The organism is Actinocatenispora sera (genome assembly GCF_018324685.1).
Lineage (GTDB): Bacteria > Actinomycetota > Actinomycetes > Mycobacteriales > Micromonosporaceae > Actinocatenispora > Actinocatenispora sera.
In genome coordinates this window covers 5219787-5241553 of sequence record NZ_AP023354.1, presented here as the reverse complement: position 1 = coordinate 5241553, position 21767 = coordinate 5219787, and the positions used below count along the sequence as shown (strand labels likewise).

At 71.1% G+C, this 21767-nt stretch carries 25 protein-coding genes; 16 read left to right on the top strand and 9 right to left on the bottom strand.

Annotated elements, in window-relative coordinates:
* Positions 1-43 precede the first annotated feature (43 nt).
* Positions 44-505, bottom strand: a complete 462-nt coding sequence (locus tag Asera_RS24765; protein ID WP_030446261.1) for an Lrp/AsnC family transcriptional regulator — start codon at positions 503-505, stop codon at positions 44-46.
* A gap of 103 nt (positions 506-608) precedes the next feature.
* Between Asera_RS24765 and Asera_RS24760 the strand changes: the two genes are divergently transcribed.
* Positions 609-1871, top strand: coding sequence for an APC family permease (locus Asera_RS24760; RefSeq protein WP_212804726.1), 1263 nt, complete (start codon positions 609-611; stop codon positions 1869-1871).
* A 161-nt stretch (positions 1872-2032) separates the two neighbouring features.
* Here the strand turns inward: Asera_RS24760 and ptsP are convergent, their stop codons facing one another.
* Together ptsP and Asera_RS24750 are read right to left on the bottom strand one after the other, a co-directional pair.
* Entirely contained in the window at positions 2033-3727 is a 1695-nt protein-coding gene (ptsP, locus tag Asera_RS24755) for a phosphoenolpyruvate--protein phosphotransferase (RefSeq protein WP_030446259.1), read from the bottom strand.
* Positions 3724-3990 carry an HPr family phosphocarrier protein gene (locus Asera_RS24750; RefSeq protein ID WP_030446258.1) on the bottom strand — a complete coding sequence of 89 codons (267 nt, stop codon included), beginning with the start codon at positions 3988-3990 and terminating at the stop codon, positions 3724-3726. Before Asera_RS24750 ends, ptsP begins: the two co-directional genes overlap by 4 nt.
* Positions 3991-4076: 86 nt before the next feature.
* On the opposite strand from Asera_RS24750, the gene Asera_RS24745 reads away from it, so the two are divergent.
* The 13 genes from Asera_RS24745 (at position 4077) to Asera_RS24685 (ending at position 14716) form a co-directional block, all read left to right on the top strand.
* Positions 4077-4511 carry a PTS sugar transporter subunit IIA gene (locus tag Asera_RS24745; protein WP_030446257.1) on the top strand — a complete coding sequence of 145 codons (435 nt, stop codon included), beginning with the start codon at positions 4077-4079 and terminating at the stop codon, positions 4509-4511.
* Complete coding sequence (locus tag Asera_RS24740) at positions 4508-5332, top strand: PTS sugar transporter subunit IIC (RefSeq protein WP_084131522.1); 825 nt, start codon at positions 4508-4510, stop codon at positions 5330-5332. Before Asera_RS24745 ends, Asera_RS24740 begins: the two co-directional genes overlap by 4 nt.
* Before the next feature lie 17 nt (positions 5333-5349).
* Positions 5350-6189 carry a PTS system mannose/fructose/sorbose family transporter subunit IID gene (locus tag Asera_RS24735; protein WP_051802233.1) on the top strand — a complete coding sequence of 280 codons (840 nt, stop codon included), beginning with the start codon at positions 5350-5352 and terminating at the stop codon, positions 6187-6189.
* Between the two features lie 23 nt (positions 6190-6212).
* Positions 6213-7382: an N-acetylglucosamine-6-phosphate deacetylase gene (gene nagA, locus Asera_RS24730; RefSeq protein ID WP_169745836.1), complete on the top strand. Its 1170-nt coding sequence runs from the start codon at positions 6213-6215 to the stop codon at positions 7380-7382.
* A gap of 4 nt (positions 7383-7386) precedes the next feature.
* Positions 7387-7872 (top strand): PTS sugar transporter subunit IIB, encoded by a 486-nt coding sequence (locus Asera_RS24725; RefSeq protein WP_030446253.1) that lies wholly within the window; start codon positions 7387-7389, stop codon positions 7870-7872.
* 12 nt (positions 7873-7884) lie between these two features.
* Positions 7885-8571 carry a GntR family transcriptional regulator gene (locus Asera_RS24720; RefSeq protein WP_211255580.1) on the top strand — a complete coding sequence of 229 codons (687 nt, stop codon included), beginning with the start codon at positions 7885-7887 and terminating at the stop codon, positions 8569-8571.
* Between the two features lie 252 nt (positions 8572-8823).
* A complete protein-coding gene (locus tag Asera_RS24715; RefSeq protein ID WP_051802231.1) occupies positions 8824-10917 on the top strand; it encodes a TIM-barrel domain-containing protein in 2094 nt (697 codons plus the stop codon).
* A gap of 123 nt (positions 10918-11040) precedes the next feature.
* Positions 11041-11838, top strand: a complete 798-nt coding sequence (locus Asera_RS24710) for a DeoR/GlpR family DNA-binding transcription regulator (RefSeq protein ID WP_211255579.1) — start codon at positions 11041-11043, stop codon at positions 11836-11838.
* A 165-nt stretch (positions 11839-12003) separates the two neighbouring features.
* Positions 12004-12399, top strand: a complete 396-nt coding sequence (locus Asera_RS24705; protein WP_030446249.1) for a YbaB/EbfC family nucleoid-associated protein — start codon at positions 12004-12006, stop codon at positions 12397-12399.
* A gap of 5 nt (positions 12400-12404) precedes the next feature.
* On the top strand, positions 12405-12695 hold the full coding sequence (locus Asera_RS24700; protein ID WP_030446248.1) for a type VII secretion target: 291 nt from the start codon (positions 12405-12407) through the stop codon (positions 12693-12695).
* Positions 12696-12705: 10 nt separating this feature from the next.
* Entirely contained in the window at positions 12706-13905 is a 1200-nt protein-coding gene (locus Asera_RS24695; protein ID WP_030446247.1) for a hypothetical protein, read from the top strand.
* 2 nt (positions 13906-13907) lie between these two features.
* On the top strand, positions 13908-14276 hold the full coding sequence (locus tag Asera_RS24690) for a hypothetical protein (protein ID WP_030446246.1): 369 nt from the start codon (positions 13908-13910) through the stop codon (positions 14274-14276).
* The gene (locus Asera_RS24685; protein ID WP_157034808.1) at positions 14276-14716 is read left to right on the top strand and encodes a hypothetical protein; all 441 of its coding nucleotides are present in this window, start codon (positions 14276-14278) and stop codon (positions 14714-14716) included. Before Asera_RS24690 ends, Asera_RS24685 begins: the two co-directional genes overlap by 1 nt.
* Positions 14717-14749: 33 nt before the next feature.
* Here the strand turns inward: Asera_RS24685 and Asera_RS24680 are convergent, their stop codons facing one another.
* The 5 genes from Asera_RS24680 to Asera_RS24660 all read right to left on the bottom strand — a co-directional run bounded on the left by Asera_RS24680 (position 14750) and on the right by Asera_RS24660 (position 19462).
* Positions 14750-15187: a hypothetical protein gene (locus Asera_RS24680; RefSeq protein WP_212804725.1), complete on the bottom strand. Its 438-nt coding sequence runs from the start codon at positions 15185-15187 to the stop codon at positions 14750-14752.
* Between the two features lie 70 nt (positions 15188-15257).
* On the bottom strand, positions 15258-16028 hold the full coding sequence (locus tag Asera_RS24675; protein ID WP_030450047.1) for an IS5/IS1182 family transposase: 771 nt from the start codon (positions 16026-16028) through the stop codon (positions 15258-15260).
* Between the two features lie 43 nt (positions 16029-16071).
* Positions 16072-18669: a WXG100-like domain-containing protein gene (locus tag Asera_RS24670; RefSeq protein WP_212804724.1), complete on the bottom strand. Its 2598-nt coding sequence runs from the start codon at positions 18667-18669 to the stop codon at positions 16072-16074.
* A 350-nt stretch (positions 18670-19019) separates the two neighbouring features.
* A complete protein-coding gene (locus Asera_RS24665; RefSeq protein ID WP_030447595.1) occupies positions 19020-19292 on the bottom strand; it encodes a DUF397 domain-containing protein in 273 nt (90 codons plus the stop codon).
* Positions 19289-19462, bottom strand: a complete 174-nt coding sequence (locus tag Asera_RS24660) for a Scr1 family TA system antitoxin-like transcriptional regulator (RefSeq protein ID WP_157034951.1) — start codon at positions 19460-19462, stop codon at positions 19289-19291. Before Asera_RS24660 ends, Asera_RS24665 begins: the two co-directional genes overlap by 4 nt.
* A gap of 15 nt (positions 19463-19477) precedes the next feature.
* Between Asera_RS24660 and Asera_RS24655 the strand changes: the two genes are divergently transcribed.
* Positions 19478-19705, top strand: a complete 228-nt coding sequence (locus Asera_RS24655; protein ID WP_030447594.1) for a hypothetical protein — start codon at positions 19478-19480, stop codon at positions 19703-19705.
* Here the strand turns inward: Asera_RS24655 and Asera_RS24650 are convergent.
* Positions 19698-19976, bottom strand: a complete 279-nt coding sequence (locus Asera_RS24650; RefSeq protein ID WP_030447593.1) for a CD225/dispanin family protein — start codon at positions 19974-19976, stop codon at positions 19698-19700. The two genes, Asera_RS24655 and Asera_RS24650, sit on opposite strands and share 8 nt — an antisense overlap.
* Positions 19977-20241: 265 nt before the next feature.
* On the opposite strand from Asera_RS24650, the gene pyk reads away from it, so the two are divergent.
* Complete coding sequence (pyk, locus tag Asera_RS24645) at positions 20242-21666, top strand: pyruvate kinase (RefSeq protein WP_244844013.1); 1425 nt, start codon at positions 20242-20244, stop codon at positions 21664-21666.
* Positions 21667-21767 lie beyond the last annotated feature (101 nt).

Genomic DNA, 21767 nt, shown 5'->3' with positions numbered 1-21767 from the left:
GTGGCGGGTTCGAAGGTTCCGGCGGCGGCTCCGGCTCGGCTCGTCACGGCCGGTCGAGGGCGGCCAGCACGGTGTTGTGGGTCTGCTGGTAGATCACCGAACTGCGGTAGCTGATGATCTCCCGGCGCCGGCTGAGCCGGTCGACCAGGAACGCGTGCAGGTGATCGAGGTCCTGCACCGTTACGTGGATGAGGAAGTCGTCCCCGCCCGCGACGACGAAAACCGACACCACCTGCGGCAGGCCGGCGACGAACTCGGTGAAGCTGTCGATGACCGTCCGGCTCAGCGGCCGGATCTGTACCGCGACGAACGCCTGCACGCCCCGGTTGAGCGCGGCGTTGTCGATCTCGGCGTGGTAGCCGCGGATCACGCCGCGGCGCTCCAGCGAGCGAACCCGCTCCAGGCAGGTCGACGGTGCGATGCCGAGCTGGCGGGCCAGCTCGCGGTTGGTCTGCCGGGCATCGCGCTGCACCAGCTGCACCAGCGCCGAATCAAGTTCGTCCATGTCGCTCAGTATCCCCTCGTTTCCGAACGAAGTTCGGTGAGAGGCTTTTCGTTCCGGGCATCTGGCTAGCGTTCGGTCCGACTTTCGGATTTGGGAGGCGGCCATGCCCGAGCGACGACTCGGTATCGGTACCGGCGTAGCGCTGTATGTGGGCGCGGTGCTCGGCCCCGGCGTACTGGCGCTGCCGGCGCTCGCCGTCCGTACCGCCGGGCCGGCGTCGGTCCTGTCCTGGGCGTTGCTGTGCGCGATGTCGGTACCGGTCGCGGCCGCCTTCGCGGCGCTCGGCGCGCGGCACCCGGGACGGGGCGGGGTGGCGAGCTTCGTGGGCCTCGCGATCGGGTCCGCAGCTCGGGCCGTGGTCGGCTGGTGGTTCTACCTCGCCGTACCCGTCGGGGTGGTCGCCGGGGCGCTCGCCGGGGCCCGCTACGTGGCCGGCGGCGCCGGCACGGTACCGGTCGCCGCGCTGCTGCTTGTCGCCGCGTTGACCGCGAACCACGCCGGGCTGCGCGCCACCGGCCGCATCCAGCTGGCGCTGGTCGGGCTGCTGGTGGCGTTGCTGGTCGCCGGAATCGTCGCCGCCGCACCGCAGGCGCACCCGGCGCGGTTCGTCCCGTTCGCCCCGCACGGCCCGGGCTCGGTGCTCGCCGCCACCAGCACGCTCTACTTCGGCTTCGCCGGGTGGGAGGCGGGCACCCACCTGTCCGCCGACTTCGCGCAGCCGCGCCGGGCGCTGCCCCGGGTCACCGGTGTGACGCTGATCGTGGTCTCCGCGCTCTACCTGGGCGTGGCGGCGGCCACCGTCGCGGTGCTCGGCTCCGCCGGCGGCCGCAGCGCCGTACCGCTGGCCGATCTGCTGGCCCGGGGGCTGGGCAGCGTTGCCGGACCGGTCACCGCGGCGGTCGCGGTGCTGCTGTCGTTCGGCGCGATCAACACGTACCTTGCGAGCGCCGGGCGGCTCGGCACCGCCCTCGCCGAGAGCCGCGTGCTGCCGGGCGCGCTCGCTCGCACACCGCGGCGATCGCTGACCCTGGTCGCCGTACCGACCGGGGCCCTGCTGGCGGTCGTCGCCGTCGCCGGGCTGCCGCTGGAACTGTTGCTGCGGGCCACCAGCAGCTGCCTCGCCGCGGTGGTCGTCGCCGGTCTCGCCGCCGCGGTGGTACTGCTACCGCGCCGCTCGGCGGTGCGCCGGGGCGCCGCGGCCGGCGCGGCCGGTACCACCGTGGTGCTTCTCGCCACCGGGTGGCTGGTGCTGTTGCCGGTCGCGATCGCCGCGGCCGCGATCGGGTACCGGCGGCTCGCCGGACGCCGGGCGGTGGCCCGCCCGCAACGCGACCGGGCGCCGCGGGTATCGACGAGCCCACGCTAGGGCGCGTCTTCATAGCCGGCCACCCGGCTGCGCCGGGCCCGTTCGCCCGCTCGCCGCGTTGTCGGCACGGGCGCATACAACACCGGTATGCACCCGCACCTCCGCCTTGCGAGCGAACAAACGGACTCCGGCTCGCACGGGCGGAGCCATGAAGACACGCCCTAGAGCCCGAGCTCGGACAGCGCGGGCAGGTTGCGCCGAACGACCTGTCGTGCCTGGTCGGCGCCGTCGGAGTCCAGGGCCTGCTGGGCGAGCCGGACACAGTCGTCGTGGTCGACGCGGGCGAGTACCGCCTCGACGTCGGCCAGCGCGGACGCGCTCATCGACAGCGACGAGACACCGAGCCCGACCAGCACCGCCGCGAGCGCCGGATCAGCGGCCGCCTCCCCGCACACGCCGACCGGGCGGCCCCGCGGCGCGGCGCCCTGGCAGGTCTGCGCGACGAGCGCCAGTACGGCGGGCTGCCAGGCGGTGCCGAGCGACGCGAGCTGCGGCAGCATCCGATCCGCCGCCATCGCGTACTGCGTCAGGTCGTTGGTGCCGATGCTCGCGAACGTGGCCGTGCGCAGCAGGTGCCGGCTGAGGATGGCCGCCGACGGCACCTCGATCATCACCCCGGCCGAGGTCAGCCCGTACCGGCCGCAGCGGTCGACGAACGTGTCGGCCTCCGCGGCGGTCGACACCATCGGCGCCATCACCCACACCTCGGCCCGCTCCGCCGCGGCCGCCTCGGCGATCGCCGCGAGCTGCTCGTCGAGGATCTCGGGCGCGTACGTGGCGACCCGCAGCCCGCGCACGCCCAGCGCGGGGTTCGGCTCGTCCGGCACGCCGAGGAACGGCAGCGGCTTGTCGGCGCCCGCATCCAGGGTGCGCACGACGACCTTGCGATCCGGGAACGCGGCGAACACCTCGCGGTAGCTCGCGACCTGTTCGGAGCGGCGGGGCGCCTCGGTCCGGTCGAGGAAGCAGAACTCGGTACGGAACAGGCCCACGCCCTCGGCGCCCGCCTGCGCGGCGGCGGCGGCGTCGCCCGGCGCGCCGACGTTGGCCAGCAACGGGACCGGCCGCCCGTCGCGCGTGGTGCACCGGCCCGAGAACGTACGCCGCCGCCGCGTCACGGACCCGGCCCGGGCCACGAGTTCGGGGCCCGGATCGAGGTGCACCGCGCCCGCGCCGGCGTCGACGACCAGCGCGGTGCCGGTCGGAATGTCGTCGGCGCCGGCCACGCCCAGCACGGTCGGGATGCCCAGTGCCCGGGCGAGGATCGCGGTGTGCGAGGTCGCGCCGCCGCCGCTGAGCACCAGCGCGAGGACCCGCCCGGCGTCGAGCCGGGCGGTGTCGGCGGGGGCGAGGTCGTGCGCGACGAGGACGAACGGGTGATCGGGTTCGGGGATCCCGGGCGCCGGCCGGCCGAGCAGGACGGCGACGATGCGGTCCCGCACGTCGCGCACGTCGCGGGCGCGTTCGGCGAGTACCCCGCCGAGCCCGGCGAGCTGGTCGGCCAGCGCGGTGCCGGCGGACCACACGGCGGACTCCGGGGTCAGCCGCTCGTTGCGGACCAGCGCCTGTGCGGCGGCGACCAGTGCGGGGTCAGCCGCCATCACCGCCGTGGTGCGCAACAGCTCGGCGCTGGTACCGCTGGTGCGGTCGGCGGCCGCCGACAGCTCGCGCCCCACCTCGGCCGCGGCCTCGGCGATGCGGCCCGCTGCCGGGTCGGTCGACGTGTCCGGCGGCAGCTGCGTTCGGGGCGGTTCGGACACCGCGGGGCTCATCCGGATCGCCTGCCCCGACACCAGACCGGGCACGACCCCGAGGCCGCGCAGCGGCGCCGCGGTGTCGTGCTGGGTCGGGCTCATTCGGTGGCCTCGATCAGGGCGCCGAGCTCGGCGAGCAGTGCGGCGCTGTCCGGTGCGTCGCTGCTGAGGACGACCACGTCGCCGCGGCTGAGCCCGAGCCCCATCATCGCGAGCATCGAGGCGGCGTCGACCGGCATGCCGTCGTCGCCGGCGCGGGCAAGAGATACCGGGAAACCGGCGGCGGCGACGCGCTGCGCGAGCGCGGCGGCCGGCCGGGCGTGCAGGCCGTCGGGGGACTGGACTACGGCGCGCTGGGTGGGCATTTCCCTCCTCGAACAGGGTTGGATCCGCCGCCCGGACCGAAGGTCAGGGCTTGTGGTGGTCGACAGCATACTGTATACCGTTTCGCATGACGCAGATCCTCGTCGTCGGGCACGGCGACTTCGCGACGACCCTCGTAGAGACCGCAAGGATGCTCACCGGTACCGCCGGCCGAGCAGTCGCCGTACCGTTCCCCGTCGGTACCGGCGTCGACGAACTGACCGCGCAGGTGTCCGCGGCCCTCGACACGCTCGTCGCCGCGGGCGGCGCGGGCGCCGACCCGGAGCGCGTGCTGGTGCTGGCGGATGTCGCCGGCGGTTCCCCGGCCCGCGTCGCGCTCGGCGAGGCGCTGGCCGGCCGGGCCGAGGTCGTCACCGGGGCCAACCTGCCGATGCTGATCGATGCGCTGTTCGGCGCCGAGACCACGCCGGCCGCCGAACTCGCCCGCCGAGTAGTCGTGTCAGCCCAGGCCGGGATCCGGAACCTGGGTTCGCAGATTCGTGAAGGAGGTGTGCCCGCATGAGCTTGGCCCAAGCCGCGTTGATCGCAGTCGTGGTCGCCCTGGCCTATCTCGCGCGCCGGATCGGTGGCGATCCAGGCCTCGAACGTCCCATCGTCCTGGGCCCGATCGTCGGCCTGATCCTGGGTGATCTGCAGACCGGGATCATCGTCGGCGGCTCGCTCGAACTCGTCTTCATCGGCGCGTCGCCGATCGGCGGATCCGTCCCGCCGAACGTCGCCATCGGCGCGGCGATCGGGACCGCCCTCGCGGTGGGCAGCGGGCACGGAGTGCAGGCGGCGCTGGTGGCGGCCATCCCGGCCGCCGTGGTGGGTACGTTCTTCGAACTGTTCGCGAAGACGGTCTGCTCGTTCCTGGTGCACCGCGCCGACCGGGCCGCTGCGGAGGCACGCGGAAGATCGATCATGGCCGTCGTCTGGGCCGGAAACGCGGTGCACTTCCTCGCGTACGCGATCCCGACGTTCCTGGTGCTGCGGTTCGGTGGGAGCGCGATCCAGTCGCTGCTGTCCGGCCTGAACGAGCACGTCCAGGCCGCACTCAACACCGCGGCGGCGCTGCTGCCGGCGGTGGGCTTCGCGATCCTGCTCTCGGTGCTCTACAACAAGATGCTCTTCCCGCTGTTCTTCGTCGGCTTCGCGGTCGCCGCCTACACCGACTTCAGCGTCATCGGCATCGCGATGCTCGCGACGGCGCTGGTCGCCGTCATCATGCGCCGTTTCTCCTCGTCGGCCGCCGCACCGCCACCGGCACCGGCCGTGCCGGCCGCGCCGGCCGAGAAGGACGCAGACAGTGCCCCGGCCCCGGTCACCACACGGCTCGTCTGAGCGGAGGGTAGGAAACCATGAGCGACACCAAGGCCCCCCCGGCGTCGGAGCCGGACACCGCCGAGACCAGGCGGGAAATCCGCCGGCTCACCTTCCGTGGCCTGCTGGTGCAGGCCGGCTTCAACTACGAGCGGTACCAGAACCTCGGCTTCTGGTGGATGATGCGCCCGCTGCTGGACAAGCTGTACCCGGGCAAGGCGGAGCGGGCCGCCGCATACCAGCGACACCTGGTCTACTTCAACACCCACCCGTGGCTGATCGGCCCGATCGCGGGCGTGACCGCCGTGATGGAAAGGCAGCGCGCCAACCGCGCGGAGAACATCGACGACGAGACGATCAGTTCGGTCAAGATCGGCCTGATGGCCCCGCTGGCCGGCATCGGCGACTCGCTGGTGTTCGGCACCCTGCGCCCGATCCTGGGCGCGGTGTGCGCGGCGATGGCCGTCACCGGCAACGTCGCCGGCGCCCTGATCTTCTTCTTCGGGCTGCTGGCCATCCAGTTCGGCATCCGGTTCTGGACCACGTCCGCCGGCTACCACACCGGGGTGCGGTTCTTCGACCGGATCTCGCCGGAGACGATCGACCGGATCCGGCGCGGCGCGACGATGGTCGGGTTGGCGGTGGCGGGTGGGCTGGTGGCAACGCTGCTCAAGGTGCAGACGCCGTGGACCTACACCAACGGTCACCAGAAGATCAAGCTGCAGGACCAGCTCGATGCGGTACTGCCGGCGATGCTGCCGCTGGCCGTCACCCTCCTCGTGTTCGTCCTGCTGCGCCGCCGGGTCTCCCCGGTCTGGGTGCTGCTCGGCACGCTCGTGGTCGGCCTGGTCCTGGGCTACTTCGGCGTGCTCGGTTGAGGCGTAGGGAAAGGGAGGTGACGGTGCAGAACCTGGATGGCGTGGTGCTGGTCGGCGCGCGCGTGCTGCGCTCCGACGGCCGGCTCGAACCCGCGTCGATCGAGATCGAGGACGGCCGGATCGCCCGGGTCGTCGAGGGCGCCGAGGCGACGGCGGGCCGGATCCGGTACGACCTTGCCGGGCGGATCGTGGCACCCGGGATGATCGACACGCACGTGCACGGCCGGCTCGGCCACCACGTCATGAGCGCGACGCGAGGGTCCGTCGACGTGATCGGCCGCGCCCTGCTCGCGCACGGCACCACGTCGTTCGTCGCCGCAACCGCCACCGTCGAGTACGGGCGGCTGCTCGGCGCGGTCACCGGTCTCGCCGGGCTCGTCGGCCCGGTCAAGGCCGGTGCGGAACTGCTGGGCATCCACCTCGAAGGCCCGTTCCTGAGCCCGGTGCGCCGCGGGGTCCATCCGCTGGAGCATCTGGTCGCGCCGACACCGGAGCGGCTGGATGCGCTGCTCGAGGCGGCCGGTGCCGCCCTGCGCATCTGTACGCTCGCCCCGGAGCTGGACGGGGCGAGCGAGGCGATCAAGCGGCTGGTCGCCGCCGGGGTACGAGTGGCGGCGGGGCACACCGACGCGAGCTACGCGCGCACCGCCGAGGCGGTGGCGGAGGGGGTCACGCGGGCCACTCACCTGTTCAACGGGATGCCCCCGGTCCACCACCGCAAGCCGGGGCCGGTGCCGGCGCTGCTCGCCGATCCGCGGGTACGGGTGGAGCTGGTCGCGGATGGGGTACACGTCGCGCCGGAGCTGGTCGGCGTCCTGCTGCGGGCACCGGACCTGCGCGGCCGGGTCATGTTCGTCTCCGACGGTACGGACGTGGCAGGGCTTGCGGACGGCCCGCACCGGCGGTGGGAGGGTACCCCGGTGGTGATCAGGGGCGGAGCCGCGACGACGCTGGCCGGCGCCGTGGCGGGCGGCACCGGCACCGTGCTCGACGGCGTCCGGCTGGCGGTCGATCAAGGGGTGCCGGTCGAGGTGGCGCTCGCGGCCGGTTCGCACGTCCCCGCCGACTCGCTCGGGCTGACCGACCGTGGCCGGATCGCCCCCGGCCAGTGGGCCGACCTGCTGGTGCTCACCGAGACACTCGACATCGAAACGACGATTCTGCACGGGGTCGTGCGGCGTGAGGAGAGCTAGTCACATGGACATCACCGTGATCCGGGTCGACGACCGTCTCATCCACGGTCAGGTCGTCTTCGGCTGGACGCAGGCGTTGGGCATCGAACAGATTCTGGTGGCCGACGATGCCACCGCCGCCAATCCGACCCAACGCGATCTGTTGTTGCTTGCCGTACCGACCGGGGTGGTCGCCGATGTGCTGTCGATCGACGACGCGGCGAAGGTGATCGCAGCGTCGACCTCGCGCATCCCTACCATGGTTCTGGTCAAGGGTCCCCGTGAACTCCAGACCCTCAAGCGGGCGGGTGTGCCGATGACCGAGGTCAACGTCGGCAACGTGCACACCGGTCCGGGGCGTCGGCGGCTGACCAAGGAGGTGCACGCCACCGGCGAGGAGATCGCGATCTGGCGGGAGCTTGCGGCGGAGGGCGTGCAACTCGAGGCGCTCTGGCTGCCGGGGCAGACGCGGACCGATCTGGGGAAGCTCGTTGCGCAGCTGGCTGACTGAGGAGGACGCGCCGTGGCGGTTGACCGAGGCGACGCCGGATCGTCCGCTTCCCCTGCGATCCCTACCATTCAGCGCTCCAGCCTGCAGGAGCAGGTGCGAGACGCGGTGGAGGAGATGATCGTCTTCGGTGTGCTCGCGCCCGGTGAGCGGCTTGCCGAGGGAGCGCTCGCGGCCCGCCTCGGCGTCAGCCGGCAACCGGTGCGGGAGGCGCTTCGGGCGCTGGCGTCGGACGGTTTCGTCGACCTGTCGCCGGGGCGAAGCGCGACCGTGCACGCGCCGACCATGCGAGAGATCCGCGAGGTCTTCCACGTGCGCGCGATCCTGGAGGCGGACAGCTGCGCCCTCGCGGCCCGCACCATCGACGAGGCGGGCGTCAAGCGGCTGGACGCGATCTGCGCGGACGGGGAGGCGGCGCTCGCTGACCGGGACACGCGGCGGCTGATCGATCTCAACGGCACGTTCCACGGGGCCATCACCCGCATCGGCGGCAACAACGCCGCGTTCGAACTCCTCGAACGGCTCCAGCGGCGGATCGCCTGGCATCTGACCCAGATCGTGGTGGACCGCGCGCCCGATTCCTGGGTGGAGCACCGGGCGATTCTGCATGCGCTGGCCGACTCCGACGCCGATCTCGCGTACCGGCGAATGCTCGAGCACGTCCACCATTCTGTCGAGGCGATCAAACTCCACCAGTCCTGATTCCTCCAATCCGCCGGTAGGCTGATCAAGCAATGGTCGCCCGGACCTCCCGGCGTGCCCGTATTAGTGTGCAGGCATGGGATTCGTCGAGTCGGTCGATCAGTATTTCTGCGCATTCGATCAGTGCCGATGCCTGATCCCAAGAATGCATGGACCAGTCGCGCAACAATTGTTTACGCTACTCGACGTCGGGTGCCGAGACGCATTGCGCCCGATTCCCCGCTCTCCCGTTCGCACAGGAAGTGGTGATCCATGTCCCACGCATCCGCGCGCATCGCCCGTGCCGCCATCGCCGGGCTCGGTGCCGCGTTGCTGGCCACTGCACTCGTCCCCACCACGGTCGCCGCCGCCGGCACTGCCCGGACCACGACCGGCGGCGCCGTCGTCACGCTCACCGAACCGGCCGCCGCCGGAGCGCCGGCCTACACGGTGACGATCCGCAAGGATCCGGTCCAGATCACGACCAGCCGCGGCGGCCGTACCGTGCTCGCGACGACCGGTCGGTCCGCGTCGCCGGCGACCGCGCCGCTGACGTTCACCGCCGGGGGCTCGACGTACGCGGCGAGCCGGGTCACCGGCGCCGAGTGGGCCGCCGGCACGCTCACCCTCACCATGGCGACGACCAGCCCCGGCGACCTGATCACGCTGCGGCTCACTCCCCACGCCGGCCAGTACGACATGGCGTGGACGGTCACCGGGACCGGCGCCGGCCCGGTCGACACCGTCGCACAGAACTTCGACCTGTCCTCGGCCGGCTACTGGTACGGGCAGGGGCTCACCAGCACGCCACAGGGCGGTCCGATCCACGACCAGCCGTGGCCGCTCAACGCCGGCGACGTCGACAACACGGCGATGGGCCCCTCGTCGCACGACCGCAACAACCCGTTCTGGTACACCTCCAGCGCGAGCGGGCTGTGGGTCGACACCAACGACGACATGAACGTCCAGATCAACCACGAGCACAGCGGGCTCGGCAGCTTCACCGTCACCCGCACCGACCGCTTCGCCAGTACGGTGTTCGTCGAGTCGACGCCGCGGGCGGTGTACGAGGACTACGTCGCCATCGCCGGCACGCCGCAGACCGTCGACGACCCGGACGCCGCCTTCGCCACCCCGACCTGGAACAGCTGGGCCGAGTTCAACACCGACGTCACCCAGGCGAGCTTCCTCGACTACGTGCGGAAGCTGCGGGCCAACGGCATCCCCGGCCACGCCGTGCAGATCGACGACGGGTGGAACAGCAACTACGGCGACTACACGTTCGACCCGGTCCGGTTCCCCGACCCGAAGGCGATGTCGGCGCAGGTCCACCAGCTCGGCTACGACCTCGGGCTGTGGATGACGATGTGGATCAACAAGGGCACGAAGAACTTCGACTACGCGAAGCAGCACGGCTACTTCTTCAGGTCCAAGGCCGACCCCGACCAGGTGTGCCTGGTGCCGTGGTGGAACGGGGAGCAGGGCGCCGGGATCGTCGACCTGGCGAACCCGCAGGCCCGCGCCTGGTTCAGCGGCATCATGCACCACCTGATGGACACCTACGACGTGCAGGGGTTCAAGTTCGACACCCGGTTCTACGACCCCTCCTGCGCGCCCGACGCCGGGTACAGCACGCGGGACTACCTGGAGCTGGCACACGAGTACGCCGACGACTTCGACATGGAGGGTCTCGGGCTCACCGCCGCCTGGACCGGCACCCAGAAGTACGGCTTTGCCATGCGCGACAACGACAAGGGCACCGACTGGCACTCCTTCCAGGCGTCCCTGTCCCAGGTGCTGTCGCTGAGCACCATCGGGTACCCGTTCGTCGAGACGGACATGATCGGGGGCTCGTCCGGCGCGCCGGAGGATCCGCCGAGCAAGCAGGTACTGATCCGGTGGGCACAGGCCGCCGCGCTCATGCCGCTGGAATACGCCTCGACCTCGCCGGTCAACCCGCGCTACGACCAGCAGACCATCGACGCGTACCGGGACGCGATGCTGCTGCACGAGCAGCTGACGCCCTACATCCTGCGGCAGGTGCACGCGGCGGTGCACACCGGTGATCCGATCATGCGGCCGGTTTTCTTCGACTTCCCGGCAGATCGGGCCAGCTACACCCTCGCCAACGAGTGGATGCTCGGCGGCTCGCTGCTGGCCGCGCCGGTCGACACCGACACGACCGCACGCGACATCGACATCCCCGCCGGCCGGTGGTACGACGTGCTGCACCACCGCACCGTGCACGGCCCCACCACGCTGCGCTCGTACGGCGCGGACCTCTCCCAGATCCCGATGTTCGTGCGGCTCGGTACCCGGGACACCGGGATGCTGATGTCCGCGCTGCACGGGAATGCCGGCCGGTAGGCGCCATCGACGCCGGGCCGGGTCGCCGCCGACGTCCGGCGGCGGCGCGGCCCGCGTCGCGCCGGCGAACACGCTGGACACGGCCGCCGGAATCTGGTGACCGTGGGCAAGGGAGAGTGGTCCATGACAGACGGCATGCCCCTCGCCGATCTCGGGTCGCGCAAGCGCGGCCGGCGGTTCGTACGCATCCTGGAGGCGGTCGCCGACCGCGGCGCGATGACGTTGCCCGAACTCGTCGCGATGCTCGGCGTGTCGGCGGCGACGGCGCGCCGAGACCTCGCCGAACTCGCCGACCACGGACTCGTCCGGCGCACCCACGGCGGCGTTCGAGCCGTCGATTCCGGGGGCGAACTTCCGGTCGAACTGCGCGACACCCAGTGCCCGGTCGCCAAGCTCGCGATCGCCCGGGCCGTCGCCGCGCGGGTACCGCGGGACCGGCACGCCGTCGCGCTGTCCGGCGGGACGACGACGGCGCGCGTCGCCATGGAGCTGTCCCGCCACCCGCTGCTGACCATCGTCACCAACTCGCTGACCATCGCAGACCTGGTACACACGCATCCGGACCTGCGGATCGTCACGACCGGCGGCTCGCTGCGCACCCAGTCGCTGGAGATGGTCGGCGCCCTGGCCGAGCGCACGTTCGGCGCCGTGAACGTCGGCACCGCGATCCTCGGTGCCGACGGCATCGCTGCCGGGGCGGGCGTGACGACGCACGACGAGACCGAGGCGCGAACGAACCGGGCGATGGCCGCCAGCGCGCAGCGCGTCATCGTGGTCGCCGACGGCTCCAAGGTCGGACGGGTGACGCTGGCCCAGATGGTGCCGATCGACGGCGTGCACACGCTCGTCACCGACGCCTCGGCCGATCGCGGCGAGTTGGACCGGCTCCGCGCGGCCGGCGTCGAGGTCGTCGTGGCCTGAGCGTGCCCGCACCGGCCCAGCGATCCGGTGCCGTGCCTGCGCCGATCGCCCGCGTCGAGCACCGGTGGTGACTCGGCTCGTCACCGTGGCCGCGGCGGGCGCTGGCGAGTCGTCGGTAGGCTTGCGTGCGGGTGGCGATCGGTGGCAAACAGGGGGTGAGCGGCGGTGCGACCCGAGTGGCGGGAGCACATCGCGGAACTGACCGAACAGTTCGCGCAGGCCCGCAGCGGACTGCTCGACGCGCAGCGCCGGGCCGCCGAGCTGACCGCGACCGCCCGCGACGCCGAGGGCCGGATCGGCGTCACCGTCGACCATCAGGGCCGGCTCACCGCGGTCGACCTGGAACCCGCCGCGACCGGGCTGCCGGCCGCCGAGCTGGGCGCGCTGATCGTCGCCGCCAGCCGCGCGGCCGCGGCCAAGATCGACACCCAGCGCGCCGAGCTGATCGCCCCGTCCGTCCCGGACGAGGTGCGCGAGCGGCTCGACGCCGTCCGCGACGAGCACGGCCGGCTCGACCTCGCCCGGATGTTCCCCGACCCGTACCAGGAGCCTCGGCGATGAGCCGGATGGAGATCGACACACGCGCCGTCCGGCGGTACGCGCCGGGTCTCGGCGACGTCGCGAGCGACCTCGCCGATGCACTGTCCACCCTGAACGAGGCGCTCGACGCCGACGGCGGCGCGTGGGGCGACGACAAGTACGGGCAGGCATTCCTCAAGAACTACGGCAAGCCGGCGAAGTCCACGGCGCACAGCATCAAGCAGGTCGTGCACGGCATCCGGCAGATGCGCGAGAACCTGGTCACCGCGGCGGACAACTACGACCAGACCGAGGACGCCAACACCTTCACCACCTGACGGGACGTACATGACCGACTGGACCCCCGGTACCGAGTTCGAGCGCGCCCTCGCCGCCACCGTCGAGGCGCGCGATCTGGCTGGCTACCTCGACGTCCTGACCGGCGGCGAGCTGGTGCTGCCGATGGACGACGAGGTGGTCCGCGACAACAGCTGGATCACCTTCGTTTCGGGTGACACCCGGGCGGTCGCGTCGTTCACCTCCGGTTCCGCAATGACCGCCGGTACCAACGGCAGGTTCACCCTGTTCCGCAAGCAGTCACTCGCCGACCTGGTCGCGAACTGGCCGGACGAGCGCTGGCGGCTCGGCGTCGACGTCGGCCTGCCGATCGGCGCGATCTTCGACCTCGCCCAGCTGCGCTCGGCCCTCGGCATCGCGGCACCATCCGTGTCCCCGTCCGACAGGACGCCCTCCGCGACGGAGTCTGCGTCCGGCGTGGCCCCTTCCGCGACGGCGTCTGCGTCCGGTGTGACCCCTTCCGCGACGGCGTCCCCGTCCGTGGCTGCGGGACCGTTCGTGGCTGCGGCGCCCTCGGCGGCCGGCCCGTCGATCGGCTCCCCGCCACCTGCGGCCGCGACCGCTGGGCCCGGCCTCGCCGGCGACCCGGCTGCCGGAGAGAGCGGCACGTCCTCCCGCTCGGCATCCGCCGAGGACAGTGGCTTGCCCTCGTCATCGGACGGTGCCGGGGCAAGCGCCTCGTCGTCTCCGCCGGAGAGCGGCGGGGCGCCGAGCGTCATGCAGAAGGTGGTACCGCCCGACCAGCTCGGCCGCTACCTCGACGACGGGTACGACCTGGTCGCCGGCTACGTGTACAAGCTCGCCGACGTCGAACCGCTGCGCACCGTGCCCGACATCGTCGCCGGGCTCGGCCTCGACTACGCGGGATCGCCGTTCAGCCGCGACGACGAGTACGTGTGGGTGATCCGCTGGCGCCCGGTGGTCACCAGCGTGTTCCGCGTTCCGTGGGGTGGCACCGATGCGGCAGCGCTCGGTGCTTGGGGCGATCGCGGCTGGGTTGTCGAGCACCCACCCTTCGCCGGCAACGGCTTCGCCGTCGACCCGGCGACGCCGATCCCGGAGTGGAAGGTGGACAGCACCCGGATCACCTCCGGTGCCGAGATGTACCGCATCGATCGTCGCGGCCGGGAGGACCTCGTCGCCGTGTACAGCTCGTCCAACGCACGCTGGAACCGGCTGGCGGGAAGGTGACGATGATCCGCGAAGGGCTCTACCTGATCTGGCACGACGAGCCGTACCCGGCGAACACCGACGGGTACCGGGTCTTCATCTACACCGATCGGCCGGGCGACGGCTTCCGCGAGACGGCACCCGGCCGGTACGAGCGGGACGTCACCGACGAGGACGGCCTGGCCGGCGCCTACATCTCCACCGTCGGCACCTGGCGCGGCGTGCCGATCAAGGCGCTCTATGACGAGGGTGACCGGGTCCGCATCGAGTACACCGGGGGCCAGGCCCCGGTCGCCGAAGCCCTCGGCATGGACCGCGTCGACAAGGGCGTCTACCAGACGTGGGCTCCCCGCACCGACCTCCCCGACCTCCACGAGATCGCGCTCTCCTGATGACCAATGAGCTGTTCGGCCTGGGTGCGGTGGTGCAGGGAGTCTGGTGGTGGAGTACACCGGACAAGTACAAGCCGCCGCGCCGCTTCGACGACGTCGCAGCGGCACGCGCATACGGCACGGCGTCAGTGATCACGGTCGAACTGCTATTGCGGTGCGTTGGTGGAGCCGAGGCGACTCTCGTCGGCGAGGTACCCTCCGTCGCCCCCAACTTTCGTCTCGCCGAAGGCGCCTCAGATGCCAGTGCTCCGCAGGTGGGTGCAACAGCGGTGGAGTTCGTCCCTCGCAATGGGGTCCGAGAGCCACCTAGGTCGGTTGAAGCGCGCTGCGACGATCGTTACCGGGCGATAATCTTCCGCAACCCGGATGGTGTGCTGGTTTCGGTCCGGCCGTGGATGTTTCCAGGGATCTTTCAGGCGGACGAGCCTCAGCCTGAGTAACGATCGTGTGGTCCGATATCTGGAGCCACCGAGTTACTTGTTCGTGAGTTGCGTCCAGACCCCGCCATGGAAGACGGCGACGAGTTGCTCGTCGCCGTTCGCTGCGATCCGCCAGATTTCGGCACCCTCGCTAAGGCGTATGGCACCGTCATATCCAGGTCCATCGCCGATCAGGAACTCGGGAACACCGTCGACGGGTTCCGCGGTGAAGGCACTTCCCGAGAACGGCGGAGCGTCCTCGTGCACGCGCCAGGCGAGTCTGTGACTGCCAACTTGATCTGCAGTTCGGACCGTGCGTGGCGATCCCGGGGCGAATAGATTTCTTTCAGCTGTTCCCGGGTTGATCCGTGTGCGGAGCACCGTGATGCTTTCCTGCGTCGGCCTGAACTGCGACCCAGGATAATCGAGCCGTAGCGCCGAGAAGATCTTTGCAGGAGTGGTGAGGTGAAGGGTGTCGACCAGCTTCGCCACGAATCCCCCGACGGTGTCCCAGTTGGATTCGAGATAGCCGTTGGTGACGGCGTCGGACAGTGAGCCTTTTTCATCCTGCTGCGAGTTCGTGGTCTTGAAGGACGTGGATGGCTTTGGCGAGTCGGCCGGCGCGGTGGGGGCTGGAGCGTAGCTTGCGCAGGATGCGCCAGGTTTTGAGCTGGGCGTTGGCGCGTTCGCCGGGGCCACGCAGCCTCGCGTGCGCCCGGTTGGCAGCTTTCTGAGACTCGGGTTTACCCTTGCCCTTGTACGGAGTGATCACCGGCTCGCCGATCCCGTGATAGCCCTTGTCGCCCAGGGCGATCAGCCCGGCCTGGCGTAGCGCGGCGAGAATGTTCCAGATGCGGGCGGCGGCGGTGTCGTGCACGCTGCCGGGCAACGCACCCGACACCCACAGGATGGCCCCGTCGGGTGCCGAGATCACCTGCAGGTTCATCCCGTGCATCCGGTGCTTGCCGGAGTAGAACGGCCGGTCGGCGGCCACCCGATCGATCGGGACCAGGGTTCCGTCGATGATCACGTAGGCCATGCCGGCCCGCCTCGCGGTCTTCAGCGCCGCCTGCAGCTTCGGTGCCCGGTCGGCCAGCAGCTCCACCGTCTCGTTGACGTAGCGCCAGCAGGTGGCTGTGGACACCTCGAAACCCGCCCCGACCTGCGTGAACGGTTCACCTTTGCGCAGATACACCAGCACCAGCAGCGCCTGTTGCCCCGCATCCAGCGCCCGCCACCGCGAGCCGAGTTGCCGACGATGGCGGCGGATGAGTCCAGACACGAAGGTCAGGGTCTGAGATGACAACGGCAGCGCGGCACGGTAAAACAACATGAAGAAGCCCTTGCTGACGACAGCAGATCTTGGTCGATCGCCGTCATAGCAAGGGCTTCGCTACATCCCCGACCGCGACACGCCCCTCTCGGTCACGAACCCGTCTCGATCCCCAGCGGCCCAACACATCCCCACCACGATGAAAAGGGCTCAGTACTTTCTGGATGACGAGGTCGTCGGCAGATTCGAACCTCGATTCTTCCCGGATCTTGGTCAGTGCGACGAGTTCCTCGTCGGTGGCTTCCTGGTAGCGGTCGCGAAGCTCGTCAGGTACCGGATGGGCGAGCTTGCCGCGGGCCTCGTTGAAAAGGTCGTCGGAGGTGTGACCGTCGCGCGGAGGGAAATATTTGTGGACGAAGCTTTTGAGCCGAGTGGCGAATCCTTTGCCGGCGTATCGTTCGTCCGTGGATCGGTAATCGACGCGGTGCCAGCCGACGTCCGAGACGTGTACCCATTCATGACCATCGCGGATGACGTGGTCCACGCCCACCGCGTTGAAGCCAGGATGCTGCGGGTCGTAGTCGAGTTCTCCGCTCGCCCCCTTGTCAGCCGACGGCTGTCCCGCGTCCGCCGCCGCAGGATCTTTGGCTGCCACCCCGTCCAGGGCACGGGAACCGGGCTGTTCGGCACTGCCGTCGCTGGGGTGCGGCGCGGATGGGTCATCCGTTGTCGCGCGCTCGTCGGCGGCAGGCGTGCGCGAACGATCGTGTCTCGCAGCCCGGCCCGGTGTCCCAGTCGTGGGATCTCGGCTCGACGCTGGATCTCCGGTGCGCTGTCCTGACGTGCCGGCGGCGTCCGAACTCGTGGTCTGGCGGGGCGACGCGCCGGCCTGGTCGGTGGCACGGCGTGCCGATGTTTCGGCAGTCCCGGACCCGGGGGTCTCGCCGCCAGTGGGGTGGGCGGTTCGGGCCGGTGGGTTGAGGACGGCGTCGATGTGGTTGACGGGCGTGGCCGAGCCGCGCCCGGATCGCTCCGATGCCTCGTGGCGTGACGTCTGCGGTTCGGTCGCGGTCCGATGCCGGTTGGCCGACTGGGCGTCGTCCGTGTGGACCGACCGGTCGGCGCCGCGGCCATCGCCGGCCCGCTCTCCGTCCCCGCCTCGGCCGCCGTCTCCGCCCCGACCACGATCTCCGGCGTTGCTGCCATCCCCTGTCCGCACAGCATCCGCGGTGGGCGACGGCGCGGCGCCGGCATGGGTCCCCGCCTGAGGAGAATGGTCGGCCGAGGCACCGACGTCGTCGGCGTATCGTCCACCGGGCTGCCGTGGCCCGCCGTCTCGGGCCGCAATGCCGTCGGGGCCGGCGAGGGTGCGTGGGGCATCGGGCGATGCGCGGCCCGCGCGCGCCGCGTCTTGGGAAGGCGGGGTGGGGCGGTCGGGGGCACGGCGGGAGCGATCGGCGCCGGAGGAGTCGCCGGTGCCGTGTCGGGTGGGCTCTGCGACGCGGGTACGGTCCTGCGCCGGGTGCGTCGTGGACCGAGCGGGCTCCGCCCGTGCCGTGCCGGCAGGCGCGCCGGAGTCGACGTGGGTCGTGGCACTGGCGTGTGTGGGTCCACCCGCCGACGACGCCGTGCCTACGTCCGCGCTGGCGGGGGAGCGGCCGGCATCCACCGTCGCGGACGTGTCCACTGTGGACGTGTCGGTGACCGGTCGGGACGAGGAGGCGAGGAGCGTCTCGGGCGGATCGGCGTCGGGGATCGCGACGTGGTCGCCGTGCGGCGTGGAACTGGCCCATTCCTCCGCCTTGCCCCTGGCGAAGCCGATCGCGCCGCCCGCCGCGCCACCGGTCGCGCCCTCCGCGACGTCGCGCCAGGACGCCGGCTCACCGGTCACCGCGCCGACCGCGAACGGTGTCGCCCCGCCGACCACCGCGCCCTTGACCGTCTGCCCGAACAGGTTGTCGCCGAAGACGGCGCGACCGAGCCCGGTCTTGTTGCCCAGGAGATCGGCGCCACCACCCAGCACGGCGCCGGCTCCCGCGTTGAGCACGCTGTTGCCGGTACGCGCGAAGTTCCAGCCGCCCTTCTCGTCGCCCTGCGCGGTCATCAGCAGCTGCGCGCCGAAGTCGGGCAGCTCGCCCTTGAGCGTGCTCTTGATGCCCTCCTTGACCAGCTGCTTGACCGAGAACTCGGCGGCCTTCTCGGCGGTACGTTCGGCGATCTTCTCGACCACCATGGTGGCGACGCGGCGGGCGGCGAGCTGGGTCAGGCCCTCCTCGACGGCGATCTCGACGAGCGAGGCACCGAACGTCTCCGCGGCGGCCGCGATCATCATGATGATGTCGAACGCGAGCAGAGCCAGCATGACGATGAACGTGTACTTCGCGTACTCGATGTCCTCGGCGCAGCCCTCGCACAGCGTCGCGAGACCGTCGCACGCCTCCTTCAGCTTCGACAGGTACGCCTCGTCGTCACCCGAGTAGGCCGACCAGGTCCGGTCGAACGCGCGACCGTCGGCGGCGTCGAGCGCGGTCATGACCAGATCGGCCGCCTGGTCACCGTTGTCCGAGGCGTCGCCGAGCGCGGTACCCATCGCGGTCCACGCGTCCGCCAGCCGGCGCATCGCGTCCTCGTCGCCGGCCGGCCAGTCCGCCCCCACCACCCAGCTGAGCCACTCCAGCCACCCCGGCACCTCGTAACTCACGCGGACACCCACCTCACCGTGTACGGCGTGGGCGTCGCTCGCCACGAGCCGCGAGTCGCAGACATGTCCTCATCCTCTGGACCGGGACGCCCGGTCCCGCTGCGGCCGGGATGTCTCACCTCTCCGGCGGTGCGACTGCGCCGCCGTGCGACGACGACGATGACGACGACCAGCGCGATGGCCACGACGACGGCGATGATCCAGGGGAGTGCACTGCCGCCGCCACCGGAACTCGGTGCTGCTGCCGCGCCGTTCCCACCGGCCGACGACGGTCCTCCTCGAGATCAACTACGGGGAGAAACGTAGCGCAATGGTGCAATCACCTATGTCGCCCGCTGGACAGTTCGCGATCAGCCGAGGGGGCCGTTGCGCACGGCGGCGACGAATGCGGTCCATGGTGCGGTGCCGACGACGAGCATGCCGCCGTCCCGATCCTTGCTGTCCCGCACCGCCACTGCGTCAGGTACGTCACCGCCCTCGACACGGGAGGCACCGCCACCGCTGCTATGGGCGCTTACGTGCCAACGCCCAGCACCGACCTCAACGCAGTTGCCGCCGCTACTGCTGCTGCGCGAGCTGGTGCGCCATTCCAAAAGGCCAGTCTCGGGGTGGAATCCAGTCACTCCAGATCCTTTGGCGCCGTCTCGATGAGCGCGACCGACTCGCGCTCATCGAGGGCAACGGCGCAGAGTCGATCGAGAACGCTCTTGAACCGGTCCACGGTATCGGCCTCGACGTAGAGAGCGCCAGCGAGCGTGTCGAGGTAGCCGATCGGCGGGAACGGTTCAGCCATCTCGCAGACGTAGGCGTGCCGGCGGCGTCCGAGGCGCTGGCCCGGACGCTGGCGCGCGGTGCGCTGCCGTGGTTTGCCGCGGAGTTCGCCGCGGCCCGCGACGACGGTGTGTTCACGCCGCAGTGGTGGGGCGACTTGCGCTACCCGGGCAGCCTGTGGCCCGAGGACACCGCCACGGTCGCCGCCGACGTGGACCGGATCGCCGCGGCCGCCGCCGCGGCCCGGCCCGCCGTGGTCAGTTGAAGTCGGAGGTGCCGCGGAGCGCCAAGACGATGATTCCGCCGATGATGCCGCAGACGATGGCGGCGATGGTCCAGCCGCGGGCGCGGGAGAGGTGGCGCTCCATCTCGGCCATCTCGTTGCGGTCGCGGGCGCCCATCGCCAGCGCGGAGAAGACGATGCCGACGATGCCGAACGGGGTGCAGCAGCACACCGTCGAGGCGATCGACAGCCCCAGCCAGGTGCCGGGGGTGGAGCCGCTCGGCTCCCTGACGTAGTCGTACTCGCTGGGCATGCGCACCGTCCCGGGGATCGTCAGGCGGTATCGGTACCGGACGCGGCAACGGTAGCGATGCCGGACAAGCTCCGGGGGTACCGGTGACCAACCCGTGATCCGTCGCGTCGAACGCGTCCACACTGTCGGATCTTCGCCGTTTCGGTGCTGTCGGCGAACGATTTCCGGCCGGGCCGGCAGGAGCCCGCGGATGCCTCTTTCCGCTGATCGGACAGGGTGGGACGGGCGCCACAGTCGATCCGGCGTCGGGTATAGCCTGGCTGCCGTGACACGTCGAGCGAAGATCGTTTGTACCATCGGGCCAGCAACGGCGACGCCCGACCGGATGCGAGGCCTGGTCGAGGCCGGCATGGATGTGGCCCGGCTGAACTTCAGCCACGGCACCCACGCCGACCACGAGGCCGTCTACCACATGGTCCGGCAGGCCGCCGACGAGGCGGGTCGGGCGGTGGGCATCCTCGCCGACTTCCAGGGTCCGAAGATCCGGCTCGGTACCTTCGCCGACGGCAAGGTCGAGTGGAAGACCGGCGACTCGGTGGTGATCACCGCCGAGGACGTCGAGGGCACCGCCGAGCGCGTCTCCGTGTCGTACAAGAAGCTGCCCGGCGAGGTGCACTTCGGCGACCGGCTGCTGGTCGACGACGGCAAGATCGCGCTGGAGGTCACCGACGTCGAGGGCCGCGACATCCGCTGCCTGGTGGTCGAGGGCGGCCCGGTCTCCGACCACAAGGGACTGTCGCTGCCGAACGTGGCGATCAGCGTCCCGGCGCTGTCCGCCAAGGACGCCGACGACCTGCGGTTCGCGATGGGGCTCGGGGTCGACCTGGTGGCGCTGTCGTTCGTCCGCTCCGCCGACGACATCAAGCCGGCGCACGAGATCATGGACGAGCTCGGCGGCCGGGTCCCGGTGATCGCGAAGATCGAGAAGCCGGAGGCGGTCGACCGGCTGGATGCGATCGTCGACGCGTTTGACGGGCTGATGGTGGCCCGTGGCGACCTCGGCGTCGAGCTGCCGCTGGAGCAGGTGCCGATGGTGCAGAAGCACGCGGTGCAGCTGTGCCGGGAGAACGCCAAGCCGGTCATCGTCGCCACCCAGATGCTCGACTCGATGATCGAGAACTCCCGTCCCACCCGCGCGGAGACCTCCGACGTGGCGAACGCGGTGCTCGACGGCGCCGATGCGGTGATGCTGTCGGCCGAGACCTCGGTCGGGCGGTACCCGGTGCTGACGGTGCGCACCATGGCCCGGATCGTGGAGTACGCCGAGTCCGGCGAGTTCTGCTGTCCGGGGTTGCAGCACGACCCGCGCACCCAGGGCGGTGCGATCACCGCCGCGGCCGCGCACACCGCCGAGGTGATCGGCGCGAAGGCGCTGGTGGCGTTCAGCCAGACCGGCGACACGGTGCGCCGGCTGTCCCGGCTGCACTCGTCGCTGCCGCTGCTCGCCTTCACCCCGGACGACAAGGTGCGCCGGCAGCTGGCGCTGACCTGGGGCGTGGAGACGTTCCTGGTGCCGTTCGTGCACCACACCGACGACATGTTCCGGCAGGTCGACCAGGCGCTGCAGGAGGTCGGCCGGGGCCAGTCCGGCGACTCGGTGGTGGTCGTGGCGGGTAGCCCGCCCGGCGTGCCTGGCTCGACCAACACGGTGCGGGTGCACCGGCTCGGTTCGCTGGCCGACGCCACCTGAGCGCCGTGGCCGACCAGCACGACCCGGCCGGCCGTACCGACGCGGCGGGCCGGCCGGATCCGGATGCCGGGCCTGGCGGCGGGCACCCCGGATCGACGGAG